Origin of the sequence: Mesorhizobium sp. NZP2234 (genome assembly GCF_013170765.1) — a bacterium.
Classification (GTDB): Bacteria; Pseudomonadota; Alphaproteobacteria; order Rhizobiales; family Rhizobiaceae; genus Mesorhizobium; species Mesorhizobium loti_D.
Genome location: NZ_CP033364.1, coordinates 3733472 through 3745497, shown reverse-complemented (window position 1 = coordinate 3745497; position 12026 = coordinate 3733472). Strand labels below are relative to the sequence as shown.

Below are 12026 nucleotides of genomic sequence, written 5' to 3'. Positions count from 1 at the left end.
GTACCTGAATAGTGAAGATCGCCGCCGGTTCAGACCGGCAACTGACCACTCACTACTCTACCGCTCACTCTTCACGCAGCCTGCTTCGCCTTGCCCTTGGCTCCCTTCGACATCGTCTTCGATGCGGCGAGGATCGCCTTGACGATGTTGTGGTAGCCGGTGCACCGGCAGATGTTGCCTTCCAGTTCGGCCCGCACCGTCGCCTCGTCGAGGCCTTCGGGGTGGCGGTTGATCATGTCGGTCGCAGTCATGATCATGCCTGGCGTGCAGAAACCGCACTGCAGCCCGTGATGTTCCTTGAAGGCCGCCTGCACCGGATGCAGGTCGGCGCCGTTGGCGAGACCTTCGATCGTCACGACGCTCGAGCCGGACGCCTGGACCGCAAGCATGGTGCAGGACTTCACCGCCTTGCCGTCGACATGGACGACGCAGGCCCCGCATTGCGAGGTATCGCACCCGACATGAGTGCCTGTAAGGCCGAGATTCTCGCGCAGGAAATGGACCAGAAGCGTTCGATCCTCGGCAACGCCGCTGACGCGCCTCCCGTTCACAACAAACGAAACGTCCGACATGGTCCCTCCCTGGGTATCAACCTTGGTCCTCACCTGCCGACACGCCGCTGGCGCTTCGGCCATGCGTTATTCGTACACCGCACAACGCACAAAAAACAGCGCGACGGAAAAGGCGGATCATTGTACTTTCGGTCATGGCCAAGGCCAAAGGCGCACTCCCCTCGCCCCCATTGCCAAAACGCCTATTGGAAGCAACAATATCTTCGACGCCGCGCGCCAGAAGCTTGGTAAAAACAGCCGCGCATAAAACAGCGTTGGAGGAAGTGCGGGAGGACGCCGCTGACCAGTTCACGGACGCGCTACGCATGCGGCTTGTCGGCGCTGACCACGGACGAGCCCAACCCGGATGTTTTCGCGCGCGCGGTGGCCGCCGAGGCCGCCGCAATCAACGCCGGCTTTGCGCTGCTGTTCTTTTCCCAGAGCCTCGTCGAGGCCGGTGCCTTGTCGCGGGCGCTTTCTGCCCACGCGCCGGGGCTCCATCATGCGGGCTGCTCGACAGCCGGCGAGATCACGCCGCAGGGGCTCGAAGAAGGCCATATGCTGGCAATGCTGCTGCCGTCGGCGTCGTTCACCGCGGTCAGCACCATGGTCGGCAACCTGTCCACATCGGGCATGGACAGGATCACCGGCGAGGTCGAGGCCTTGCGGCGCGCGCTGCGCGGCCGGCTCGGCGGTGAGCAGACCAGGAACACCTTCGCGCTCTGTTTCATCGATGGGCTATCCTATGCCGAGGAAGCGGTAAGCTCCGCCATCCACTGGGGACTTGACGACATACCGCTGCTCGGCGGGTCGGCCGGCGACGATCTGAAGTTCGAGACCACACGCCTGATCTCGAACGGCAGGGTCACCTCTGACAGCGCCATCATCGTGTTGATCGCCACGGAGATTCCGTTCCACGTCTTCAAGACCGACAATTTCGTTCCGACCGACGAAAAGCTGGTGGTGACGGCGTCCGATGCCGATCACCGCATCGTGCGCGAATTCAACGCCACCAATGCGGCCGAGGAATATGCCGCTTCCGTTGGAATCGTCGCGCAGACCCTGACGCCGCTGAGCTTCGCCTCGCATCCGGTGGTGGTGAAGGTGGGCGGCGAATATTATTGCCGTTCCATCCAGAAGATGCACCCGGACGGTTCGCTATCGTTCTTCTGCGCCATCGACGACGGCGTCGTGCTGTCGATCGCCCAGCCCAAGGATATGGTGGAATCGACACGCGCCGCCCTGCGCGAGGTCGAGGAGAGGCTTGGCGGTATCGACATGATCCTCGGCTTCGACTGCGTGCTGCGCCGGCTCGATGCACGCAACCGCCAGGTCTTTCGTGACATTTCGGAGCTCTACCGGGTCAACAACGTCATCGGCTTCGGCACTTATGGCGAGCAGTACCGGTCGATGCACCTCAACCAGACCTTTACCGGCATCGCTTTCGGCGAACGGCAAGCGGCAGAATAGGGCGGCGAAATAAGATGCCGCTCAGGGACATAAACGATCTCGAAAAGCTGAAGAAGATCAACGCCGCCCTGGTCAGCCGCGTCGAACGGTCGATGGACCAGCAAGGCAATGCCTTCTCGCTGTTCCAGACCGCGATCTCGCTCGAAAACCGCGTGCGCACGCGCACGGAGGAGCTGCACTCGACCTTGCGACGGCTCGAGCAGTCCAACATAGATCTCAGTGCCGCCAAGGAAAACGCCGAACTAGCGAACCTGTCCAAGACAAGGTTCCTCGCCGCCGCGAGCCATGACGTGCTCCAGCCGCTGAACGCGGCCCATCTCTCCGTCTCCGCACTCGCCGAGGTGCAGACCAGCGACGAGGGCAGGAAGCTGGTGCGGCAGGTCGAGCGCTCGCTGGAAACGATGGAGGACCTGCTGCGCACGCTGCTCGACATTTCCAAGCTCGATGCCGGTGTGGTGCAGCCCGACATTGGCGATGTCAGCCTCGAGGCGCTGTTCTCGTCGCTGCGCTCGGATTTCCAGCCGGTCGCGGAAATGAAGGGGTTGTCGCTGAAATTCCGGCCGGTCAACGCCGTCGTCCGCTCCGACCGGACGCTGCTGCGCCGCATCCTGCAGAACATTCTCTCCAACGCACTGGGCTACACCCGCTCGGGCGGCGTCCTTGTCGGCACCAGGCATCGCGGCGACACGATCCGCATCGATGTCGCCGATACCGGCTGCGGCATTCCCGAGGACCAGCGCGAGGCGGTTTTCGAGGAGTTCCATCGCGGCACTTCGCCGACCAGCGCCGAACTCGACGGCGGAGGCCTTGGGCTCGGACTTGCCATCGTGCGCCGCATGGCCGGCGCGCTCGGCCACCCCGTGACTTTCTCGTCGAAGGTCGGGCGCGGCACGATCTTCCACATCGATGTCCCCGTCGGCATCGGGGCGCCCGCCGACGCCATCGCCAGCGCCACCGGCCTTGAGCGGTCGCGCGGCTACGGCCTGTTCGGCACCAAGGTGCTGCTGGTCGAGAACGACATCGAGGTGCTGGAGGCCATGACCTTCCTGCTCGAGCGCTGGCAGTGCCTGGTGCGGGCCGCGACCTCGACCGACGATGCGCTCGACCTGCTCGGCGACACCGACTGGGTGCCGGACATCGTCATTGCCGACCAGCATCTCGACGGCGGCGATCTTGGCACCGCAACCATATCGGAAGTCCGCGATTATCTCGGCCGCGCCGTGCCGGCGCTCATCGTCACCGCCGACAGTTCCGAAGCCGTCGCCAAGGCGGCACGCGCCGGCGGCATCGAATTGATGCGCAAACCGCTGAAACCGGCGCAGCTGCGCGCGCTTCTGGCGCATTTGCTGGCTTAGGGGTTTACCCTCCCCTTGATAGGGAGGGTAAAAGCTCAAAAACCCGCCTGATCCCTGAACAGCTCGGCATTGTCCAGCTTCGACACCTCGATCACCGCCTGCGTGCGGCTGTAGACATTGAGCTTGCGCAATATCTCCGAGACATGCGCCTTGACCGTGGTCTCGCCGACCTGCAGTTCGTAGGCGATCTGCTTGTTGAGCAGGCCCTGGCGCAGCATCTGCAGCACGCGCAGCTGCTGTGGCGTCAGCTTGGACAGGCGCTGGACCATGTCGGCGCGGTCGATGCTGTCGGCGTCCGCCGGCTGGCCCTCATAGGTTTCCGGCACATAGATCGCACCGTCCATTACCGACCGGATGGCGGCGGCCAGATCGCTTTTGCGGGCCGATTTCGGGATGAAGCCGGCGGCACCATAGGACAGCGCTTCGGAAATGATCCTTGGCTCCTCATATCCAGACACGATCACCACCGGCAGGCGCGGATAGCGGGTCCTGAGCTGGAGCAGGCCCTCGAAACCGTGCACGTCGGGCATTGAGAGATCGAGAAGCGCAAGATCGAACGGCTTGGCGTCCGCCAGCAATTCCACCGCCTCGGTGATCGAGCGCGCTTCCACCGTATCGACTTCCGGATAGGCCATCTGGACGGCGCTGTGCAGCGCCTCGCGAAACAGCGGATGGTCGTCGATGATCAGGAACCGGGCGCGATCGTTGGGTGCTGTCATGTGGCTCGTTCCGGTTTACCCGCCACACCATAGTCCCGCGACCATGGCCGGATTATTGGCAAATAGTCTATCGCCAATTGCCAGGATGCACCGCTGTAAAAGCAATGGAAACCCTGAATTCCTCATACAGCCCAGGCAAAGCCCTTGCTTTATGAAAAGCGACGCCTTGCCCGCCCCCCGAAATCGGTCGAAGGTACCGCCATTCATCCCGATATCCAAACGCAGAGACCACCATGACCGCCTTTGTCCTTCCCGTGCCGCCAACACCTTCCGTCGCCGTCAGCGGATCGGCCGAGCGCTTTGCCGTACGGCGCATTTTCTGCGTTGGCCGCAACTATGCGGCGCACGCGCGCGAGTTCGGCAACGACGAACGCGATCCGCCCTTCTTCTTCACCAAGCCCGCCGACGCCGTGGTCGATTCCGGCACCGATATCCCCTACCCGCCGCTGACGGCCAATCTGCACCACGAAATCGAACTGGTGGCCGCGATCGGCAGACCTGGCTTCCGCATCGCGCGTGACCAGGCGCTGGATCATGTCTGGGGTTATGCCGTCGGCATCGACCTCACCCGCCGCGATCTCCAGGATGAGGCCAAGAAGGCGGCGCGGCCGTGGGACTGGTCAAAGGCCTTCGACCGTTCAGCCCCTTGCGGCCCGCTGGTTCCCGCGCAGAAATCCGGGCACCCGACGAAGGGGCGTATCTGGCTCGCCGTCAACGGCGCGGTGAAACAGGATGCCGACCTCGCCGAATTGATCTGGCCAATCGCCGACATCGTCTCGATCTGCAGCGAAGCAGTCGAACTGCAACCGGGCGACCTGATCTTCACCGGCACGCCTGCCGGCGTTGGCGCGGTCAAGCCCGGCGAGACGATGACCGGCGGCGTCGACGGCATCGGCACGATCGAAGTGACGATCGGCCAGCCGCAATCTTGAACGACAGAGCCATGAGCGACATCGTCCTGCACAACTACTACCGCTCCTCCACCTCGTATCGGGTGCGGATCGCGCTGGAGATGAAGGGGATGAGCTACGACTACGTCCCGCATCATCTGCGCCATGGCGAGCATCTTGAGCCGGCCTATCTCGCGGTCAACCCGCAGGGGCTGGTGCCGGCATTGGTGCTCGACGACGGCACGCTTTTAACGCAGTCGCTGGCCATCATCGAATATCTCGACGAACTCCAGCCCGCACCGCCGCTGCTGCCGAAAGACGCACTTGGCCGGGCGCGCGTCAGAATGCTGGCACAGACGATCGCCTGCGACATCCACCCGGTGAACAATCTGCGCGTGCTGACCTCGCTGCGCACTTTGTTCAGCGCCGGCGACCAGGACATCACCAACTGGTTCCGCCACTGGGTGAACGAAGGCTTTCAGCCGCTTGAAAAGATTCTGGCTTCGTCGCCCGATACCGGAACTTTCTGCCACGGCGAGGCGCCGGGGCTGGCCGATATCTGCCTGGCCGCGCAGGTCACCAACAATGCCCGCTTCGGCGTCGACATGGCGCCTTACCCGACAATCGCCCGCATCCATGCCGCCTGCATGGCACTGCCAGCCTTCCAGAAAGCCGCGCCGCAGAACCAGATCGATGCCGAATAGGGCCTCTACCGACCCACGCGCAGCGTGAGCGCCCAGAAAGCCAAAGCGAACAGGCCGATGCCCACCCCAAGCAGACAGACGCCGCTCCAGCCAAAGGCGCCGTAAGTCATGGTCGAAGCGATCGAGCCGAGCGCGCTGCCAAGCGAATAGAAGATCATGTAGCCGCCGACCAGCCGGCTGCGCGCATCCGGCCGGCGCGAAAAAATCAGGCTCTGATTGGTGACATGGACGGCCTGGATCGCCAGGTCCAGCATGACGATGCCGGCGACAAGCAACCACAGCGACAGACCCATGAAGGCGATCGGCAGCCAGGCGGCCGTCATCAGAAGCAGGCTGAGGCCGGTGACCAGGTGCCCGCGCCCGCGATCGACCAAGCCTCCCGTCCAGCGCGCGCCCAATGCGCCGGCGACGCCGGCAAGGCCGAACAGCCCGATCTCGGTATGCGAGAGTGAAAATGGCGCAGCGCTCAGCGGCAGCACCAGCGGCGCCCACAGCACGTTGAAAGTGGCGAAGATCAGCATGGCCAGCACCGCACGCACGCGCAGCAGCGGTTCCTGCACGAACAGCAGCACCACCGAGCCCAGCAGGCGCGGATAGGATGTGTGGGGCCGCGCCGCCTCGTGGCGCGGCAGGATAAGGTAGAGAACCACCGCCATGACGAGCGTCAGCGCCGCCGAGACAAGATAGACCCAGCGCCAGCCGGCGAAGTCGGCGACGACGCCGGCGACGAAGCGTGCAAGCAGGATGCCAAGGATGACGCCGCTGGTGACGGTGCCGACCGCCCGCCCCCGCTCGGATGGCACGGCGAGATCGGCGGCGTAAGCCACCAGCACCTGCACCACTACCGCAAGGAGCCCGACGATCGCGAGGCTTGCCAGCAGCATCGCGGCGCTCGGCGCAATCCCGACCGCACCCAGCGCCACGGCGGAAAGCACCGCCTGCCCGGCGATGAGCTTGCGGCGATCGAAGAGATCGCCAAGCGGCACGATGAAGAACAGGCCGAGCGCGTAGCCGATCTGCGTGACCGTCACCACAATGCCCACCGAGGCCGGCGCGATGGCGAAATCATGCGTTATGGCGTCAAGCAGCGGATGGGCGAAATAGACGTTGGCGACGCTCAGGCCACAGGCAATGGCGAAGACCAGCGCCGTCATTCCCGACAATCCCGGTGGCGAAGCTGGTATTGCCCGCGGCAGCCTGTCAGCCCGCTCCGCTCCTGTTGCCACGCCGTCCACAACCTGCAGATTCATGTCGCTCTCCACAATAGGTTTCAACTTGAAACCACTTGCTGGATAGCCAAATCAGTTTTATCTTGCAACCGACATGATTGTTCTGGACCAACGACTGCCATGGTGAAACGAACGAGCCACCACCAGGCGGATTGCCTGATCGCGCGGCCGCTGGATGCGATCGGCGACTGGTGGTCTCTGCTCATCGTGCGCGACGCCTTCGACGGCTTGCGCCGCTTCGGCGAATTCCAGAAGAGCCTCGGCGTCGCCAAGAACATCCTGTCGGCGCGGCTGCGCAATCTGGTTGCGCACGGCATTCTCGAGACAGTGCCGGCTCCCGACGGCAGCGCGCACCATGAATATGTGCTTACAGAAAAGGGGCGCGGCCTGTTCTATGTCCTGGTCGCCCTGCGGCAATGGGGCGAAACCTATTTCTCCGGACCGGGCGAGCCCTATACTTTCATGGTCGATACGCGGAGCGGACGGCCGATCAGGCGCTTGGAAGTGCATGCCGAGGATGGTCGGGTGCTTGTTCCCGGGGACACCAGACTTGCCGATTTCCGCGACCGCGAAAACGGCTGAGCGCCCGGGCTGGTTCGGCGGGCTGGCAAGGCTGGCGGAATCGATTTCCGCTTGACCGGACAGGGAATCGGCTATCGTTTCCACGGACAGTACGCAGGGTGGAGTGACCGATGAAAGCCGTCGTCTTCGAGAAATTCGGCGAAGCGCCGACGATCCAGACCGTCCCAGATCCGAAGCCGGCCGCCGATGGCGTCGTGATCAAGGTCGAGGCAACCGGGCTCTGCCGCAGCGACTGGCATGGCTGGATGGGCCATGACGATGATATCCGGCTGCCGCATGTGCCGGGCCATGAATTGGCAGGCGTCGTTGTGGCGGCCGGCAAGCGCGTGACGCACTGGAAGGCAGGCGACCGGGTCACGGTGCCTTTTGTCGGCGGCTGCGGCCACTGCTTCGAATGCACGTCCGGCAACCATCAGGTCTGCGAGCATCAGTTCCAGCCCGGTTTCACCGCCTGGGGCTCTTTCGCCGAATATGTCGCCATCGACTTCGCCGACACCAATCTCGTACGCTTACCGGAAGAGATGGAATTCGCCACCGCTGCCAGCCTAGGCTGCCGCTTCGTCACGTCGTTCCGGGCGATCGTCGACCAGGGACGGGTCAAGCCCGGCGAATGGGTTGCCGTGCATGGCTGCGGCGGCGTCGGGCTTTCGGCGATCATGATCGCCAGCGCCATGGGCGCCAATGTCATTGCCATTGATCTCACCGACGAGAAACTGGAGTTTGCCCGCAAGATCGGCGCGGTGGCGACCATCAACGCATCGACCACCCCCAATGTGGTGAAAGCGGTCAAGCAGCTCACCAATGGCGGCGTTCACATGTCGATGGACGCGCTCGGCCATCCGACCACCTCGTTCAACTCCATCTCGAACCTGCGCCGGCGCGGCCGCCATGTGCAGGTCGGCCTGATGCTGGGCGACCATGCCAAGGCTGCGGTGCCCATGAGCAAGATCATCGCTTTCGAGTTGGAGATCCTCGGCAGCCACGGCATGCAGGCTTACCGCTACCAGGCGATGATGGAGATGATTCGCACCGGCAAGCTCAAGCCCGAACTGCTAGTCGGCAAGAAGATCAGCCTCGACGAAGCGCCCGCCGCCTTGATGGCGATGGGCGGTTTCGAAGGCATCGGTATCGGCGTGGTGACGAAGTTCTAGAGGCGGGCGTCGTTTGCCGAACTAGCGCGCGAACTTCTTCGCCCCGAACACGCACGCCACGACGCCCAGCGTGACTACCACCATCAGCGGGCTGACCTGCTCGTGCAGCAGGCTCGCCGCGAGCGCCAGGCCGAAGAAGGGCTGCAGCAATTGCAGCTGGCCCACCGCGGCAATGCCGCCTTGCGCCAGCCCCCGATACCAGAACACGAAGCCGATCAGCATGCTGAACAGAGAGACATAGGCGAGCCCGATCCAGGCGTGGGCGCCGACGGCGGCAAAGGACGGCGGCAGCGTCACGAAAGTCAGCACCAGCATGATCGGCAGCGACAGCGTCAGCGCCCAGCAGATCACTTGCCAGCCGCCGAGCCTGCGCGACAGCGCGGCGCCCTCGGCGTAGCCCAATCCGCACACGACGACGGCGCCCAGCATCAGGCCGTCGCCGAGCGGTGACGCGGTCACGCCTTGCATCAACGCAAAGCCAGCGACGAGCGCGCTGCCGATGCACGAAAACAGCCAGAACGCCGGTCTTGGCCGCTCGCCGCCGCGCAGCACGCCGAAGATCGCCGTTGCCAGTGGCAGCAGGCCGACGAAGATGATCGAGTGGGCTGAGGTGACGTGCTTCAGCGCCAGCGCGGTCAGCAAGGGAAAGCCGACCACCACCCCAAGCGCGACGATCGCCAGCGACAAGAGATCGCCCCGTTCCGGGCGTTTCTGCCGGAACAAGAGCAGCATTGCCAGGCCAAGCAATCCGGCAATCGCGGCGCGGGCTGACGTCACGAATGTCGGATCGAAATCCATCACGGCAACGCGCGTCGCCGGCAGCGAGCCTGAGAAGATCAGCACGCCGATAAATCCGTTCAGCCAACCGTTCGCGGTCTTGTCCATTCCAGGCTCCATGTCTTTCGCCCTGTATCTGGCAGATGCCATGGCACAGCCAGAGACAATGGGGTACAATTCAGCGAAACTGTAATGGCATCACGGGCAGTACGGATGAGCAACCTCGCCTTGGAAACTGATGGCGCGCGCGCCCTGGGCGCCCCCACTCTGGTCGAAAGCGTCATGGCGGCCATCCGCCAAAGGATCGCCGCGCGCAGCCTGACGCCGGGAGCCCGGCTGCCGTCGATCCGCGCCTTCGCGCAATCCATGCAGGTGTCCAAGTCCACCGTGGTCGAAGCCTATGAGCGGCTGGCCGCCGAAGGCACGATCCGCTCCCGGCCGGGCTCAGGCTTCTATGCCGCCGGCTCGCTAGCGCCGCTGTCGTTGGCCGAGATCGGTCCCCGGCTCGACCGTGCCGTCGATCCGCTCTGGGTCTCGCGCCAGTCGCTGGACGCCGGCGACGAGGTGCTGAAACCTGGCTGCGGCTGGCTGCCGGCCGCATGGATGCCCCAGGCCGGACTGCGTCGCGCGCTACGCACGGCAGCGCGCGCCGATGATGCCGCGCTTGCCGACTACGGCACGCCGCTCGGCCTGCCGCCGCTGCGGCAACTCTTGGCGCGGCGCATGGCCGGGCATGGCATCGAAGCCTCGCCTGAACAGATCATGCTGACGGAATCGGGCACGCAGGCCATTGACCTCCTGTGCCGGTTCCTGATCGAGCCCGCCGACACGGTGCTGGTCGACGATCCCTGCTACTTCAATTTCCACGCTTTGCTGCGCGCCCACCGCGCCAAGGTCGTCAGTGTTCCTTACACGCCGTCGGGGCCTGATATCGAGCTGTTCGCGCAGGCGCTCGCCGAACACCGGCCGCGCCTCTACATCACCAACTCCGCCATCCACAACCCGACCGGCGCAATCCTGTCACCGGTCACCGCGCATCGTCTGCTCAAGCTCGCCGACCAGTCGGACCTGACCATCGTCGAGGACGACATCTTCGCCGATTTCGAGCACACCCCTGCCCCCAGGCTGGCGGCCTTCGATGGGCTGCATCGCGTCGTCCAGATCGGCAGCTTCTCCAAGACGCTGTCGGCCTCGGTCCGCTGCGGTTTCATCGCAGCGCCCCGCGACTGGATCGAGGGCCTGACCGACCTCAAGATCGCCACCACCTTCGGCGGCGGACGGCTGGCGGCCGAACTGGTGCTGACGCTGCTCAAGGACGGCAGCTACCGCAAGCATATGGATCTGCTGCGCGCCAAGCTTGCGCGCGCCATGGCCGAGACCGGCACTCGCCTGAAGGCGATCGGCGTCACGCCCTGGATCGACCAGCCGGCCGGCCTGTTCCTGTGGTGCGGCCTGCCCGACGGCGTGGACGCGGCCGACGTTGCACGCCATGCCCTGGCCGACAACGTCGTGCTGGCGCCTGGCAACGCATTCAGCCTGTCGCAGACGGCCAGCCGTTTCCTGCGCTTCAACGTCGCCCAGTGCGAAGACCAGCGGATCTTCAAGGTGCTTGAGGCCGCGATGGCACGCTGATCTCAGCGCCCCGTACAGACCTCCCGCACGCAGTCGCGCATCCAGCGCTGCGCCGGATCGGCATCGAGGCGCGGATGCCAGAGCATCGAAATGGTGACCTCCACGGTCGTGACAGGCAGTGGAAAACTGTGCATGCCGGCGCGCGCGCCGGCCGTGTGCCGCTCGGGCACGCTGGCGATCAGGTCCGAGGCGCGCGCCATGGCGAGTGCCGCCGAGAAACCCGAAACCATGCACACGACCGTCCGCCGCAAGCCAAGCGCGCTCAAAGCCTCGTCGATCGGCCCTTTCTCGCGGCCACGCCGCGAAACGCTGATATGCCGGCCCGCCGCATAACGCTCTGGCGTCACCGTGCCTTCGCTCAAGGGATGGCCGGCTCGAACAGCACCAATGAAGCGGTCGCGAAACAGGGCCTGGATGCGCACTTCGGGTCCGGTTTCGCCGGCGACGCCGATTTCCAGGTCGATCGCCGCGTCGCGCAGCGACAGCACATCCTTGTCGGATTTCGGCGCGAAACGCAGCCGTACTCCTGGCGCATCGACCTCGATGCGCGCGACGAGACGAGGACCGAATTCCTCGACGAAACCCTCATTGGTGCGCAGGGTGAAGACCTTGTCCAGGCTTGCGGGATCGAGCAACTCAGCAGGACGCAGCAGCACCTCCGCGTCCTGGACGACGGGGCCGACCTGCCGCCGCAATTCCTCCGCACGCGGCGTCGCCACCAGGCCGCGCCCGGCCCGCACCAGCAGAGGATCGCCCGTTGCCTCGCGCAGCCGCGCCAGCGTCCGGCTCATCGCCGAGGGGCTGAGCCGCAGGCGGCGCGCGGCGCGGGCCACGCTGCCTTCCGCCAGCAGCACGTCGAGAGCAAACAGCAAATTGAGATCAGGAGACGCCATCTTTGGATCATAACATGATGTGGCGTTTGACGCATGAATATGATGCAAATGCTGCGCCTTCCGCCATATCAAC

The 12026-nt window shown here is 64.6% G+C and carries 12 protein-coding genes; 7 read left to right on the top strand and 5 right to left on the bottom strand.

From position 1 onward, the window contains the following. Nucleotides 1-71: 71 nt before the first annotated feature. Nucleotides 72-572 carry a (2Fe-2S)-binding protein gene (locus tag EB230_RS18475; RefSeq protein ID WP_056572436.1) on the bottom strand — a complete coding sequence of 167 codons (501 nt, stop codon included), beginning with the start codon at nt 570-572 and terminating at the stop codon, nt 72-74. A 312-nt stretch (nt 573-884) separates the two neighbouring features. Between EB230_RS18475 and EB230_RS18470 the strand changes: the two genes are divergently transcribed. Beyond that, the gene (locus EB230_RS18470; protein ID WP_056572438.1) at nt 885-2021 is read left to right on the top strand and encodes an FIST signal transduction protein; all 1137 of its coding nucleotides are present in this window, start codon (nt 885-887) and stop codon (nt 2019-2021) included. Nucleotides 2022-2035: 14 nt separating this feature from the next. Next, the gene (locus EB230_RS18465; RefSeq protein WP_056572439.1) at nt 2036-3376 is read left to right on the top strand and encodes a hybrid sensor histidine kinase/response regulator; all 1341 of its coding nucleotides are present in this window, start codon (nt 2036-2038) and stop codon (nt 3374-3376) included. A gap of 35 nt (nt 3377-3411) precedes the next feature. On the opposite strand, the gene EB230_RS18460 is transcribed toward EB230_RS18465, so the two are convergent. After that, nucleotides 3412-4095, bottom strand: a complete 684-nt coding sequence (locus EB230_RS18460) for a response regulator transcription factor (protein WP_056572442.1) — start codon at nt 4093-4095, stop codon at nt 3412-3414. Between the two features lie 233 nt (nt 4096-4328). Between EB230_RS18460 and EB230_RS18455 the strand changes: the two genes are divergently transcribed. Further along, nucleotides 4329-5027: a fumarylacetoacetate hydrolase family protein gene (locus tag EB230_RS18455; protein ID WP_056572444.1), complete on the top strand. Its 699-nt coding sequence runs from the start codon at nt 4329-4331 to the stop codon at nt 5025-5027. 11 nt (nt 5028-5038) lie between these two features. Next, entirely contained in the window at nt 5039-5689 is a 651-nt protein-coding gene (gene maiA / locus EB230_RS18450) for a maleylacetoacetate isomerase (protein WP_056572446.1), read from the top strand. A gap of 5 nt (nt 5690-5694) precedes the next feature. On the opposite strand, the gene EB230_RS18445 is transcribed toward maiA, so the two are convergent. Further along, nucleotides 5695-6939, bottom strand: a complete 1245-nt coding sequence (locus EB230_RS18445) for an MFS transporter (protein WP_172373506.1) — start codon at nt 6937-6939, stop codon at nt 5695-5697. Nucleotides 6940-7038: 99 nt separating this feature from the next. On the opposite strand from EB230_RS18445, the gene EB230_RS18440 reads away from it, so the two are divergent. Both EB230_RS18440 and EB230_RS18435 read left to right on the top strand, forming a co-directional pair. After that, nucleotides 7039-7500 (top strand): helix-turn-helix domain-containing protein, encoded by a 462-nt coding sequence (locus tag EB230_RS18440; protein WP_056572450.1) that lies wholly within the window; start codon nt 7039-7041, stop codon nt 7498-7500. A gap of 110 nt (nt 7501-7610) precedes the next feature. Further along, a complete protein-coding gene (locus EB230_RS18435; RefSeq protein ID WP_056572452.1) occupies nt 7611-8651 on the top strand; it encodes a zinc-dependent alcohol dehydrogenase family protein in 1041 nt (346 codons plus the stop codon). 21 nt (nt 8652-8672) lie between these two features. Here EB230_RS18435 and EB230_RS18430 read toward each other — a convergent pair whose 3' ends face one another. Further along, nucleotides 8673-9536: a DMT family transporter gene (locus tag EB230_RS18430; RefSeq protein WP_056572454.1), complete on the bottom strand. Its 864-nt coding sequence runs from the start codon at nt 9534-9536 to the stop codon at nt 8673-8675. A 105-nt stretch (nt 9537-9641) separates the two neighbouring features. Here EB230_RS18430 and EB230_RS18425 point away from each other — a divergent pair, with 105 nt between their 5' ends. Beyond that, complete coding sequence (locus EB230_RS18425) at nt 9642-11060, top strand: PLP-dependent aminotransferase family protein (protein ID WP_056572456.1); 1419 nt, start codon at nt 9642-9644, stop codon at nt 11058-11060. A 2-nt stretch (nt 11061-11062) separates the two neighbouring features. On the opposite strand, the gene EB230_RS18420 is transcribed toward EB230_RS18425, so the two are convergent. Then, the gene (locus EB230_RS18420) at nt 11063-11953 is read right to left on the bottom strand and encodes a LysR family transcriptional regulator (RefSeq protein ID WP_056572458.1); all 891 of its coding nucleotides are present in this window, start codon (nt 11951-11953) and stop codon (nt 11063-11065) included. Nucleotides 11954-12026 lie beyond the last annotated feature (73 nt).

Coding starts and splice junctions, on each gene's coding strand:
- EB230_RS18475 (WP_056572436.1), bottom strand. CDS start 572: ATGTCGGACGTTTCGTTTGTTGTGAACGGGAGGCGCGTCAGCGGCGTT.
- EB230_RS18465 (WP_056572439.1), top strand. CDS start 2,036: ATGCCGCTCAGGGACATAAACGATCTCGAAAAGCTGAAGAAGATCAAC.
- EB230_RS18460 (WP_056572442.1), bottom strand. CDS start 4,095: ATGACAGCACCCAACGATCGCGCCCGGTTCCTGATCATCGACGACCAT.
- EB230_RS18455 (WP_056572444.1), top strand. CDS start 4,329: ATGACCGCCTTTGTCCTTCCCGTGCCGCCAACACCTTCCGTCGCCGTC.
- maiA (WP_056572446.1), top strand. CDS start 5,039: ATGAGCGACATCGTCCTGCACAACTACTACCGCTCCTCCACCTCGTAT.
- EB230_RS18445 (WP_172373506.1), bottom strand. CDS start 6,939: ATGAATCTGCAGGTTGTGGACGGCGTGGCAACAGGAGCGGAGCGGGCT.
- EB230_RS18440 (WP_056572450.1), top strand. CDS start 7,039: ATGGTGAAACGAACGAGCCACCACCAGGCGGATTGCCTGATCGCGCGG.
- EB230_RS18435 (WP_056572452.1), top strand. CDS start 7,611: ATGAAAGCCGTCGTCTTCGAGAAATTCGGCGAAGCGCCGACGATCCAG.
- EB230_RS18430 (WP_056572454.1), bottom strand. CDS start 9,536: ATGGACAAGACCGCGAACGGTTGGCTGAACGGATTTATCGGCGTGCTG.
- EB230_RS18425 (WP_056572456.1), top strand. CDS start 9,642: ATGAGCAACCTCGCCTTGGAAACTGATGGCGCGCGCGCCCTGGGCGCC.
- EB230_RS18420 (WP_056572458.1), bottom strand. CDS start 11,953: ATGGCGTCTCCTGATCTCAATTTGCTGTTTGCTCTCGACGTGCTGCTG.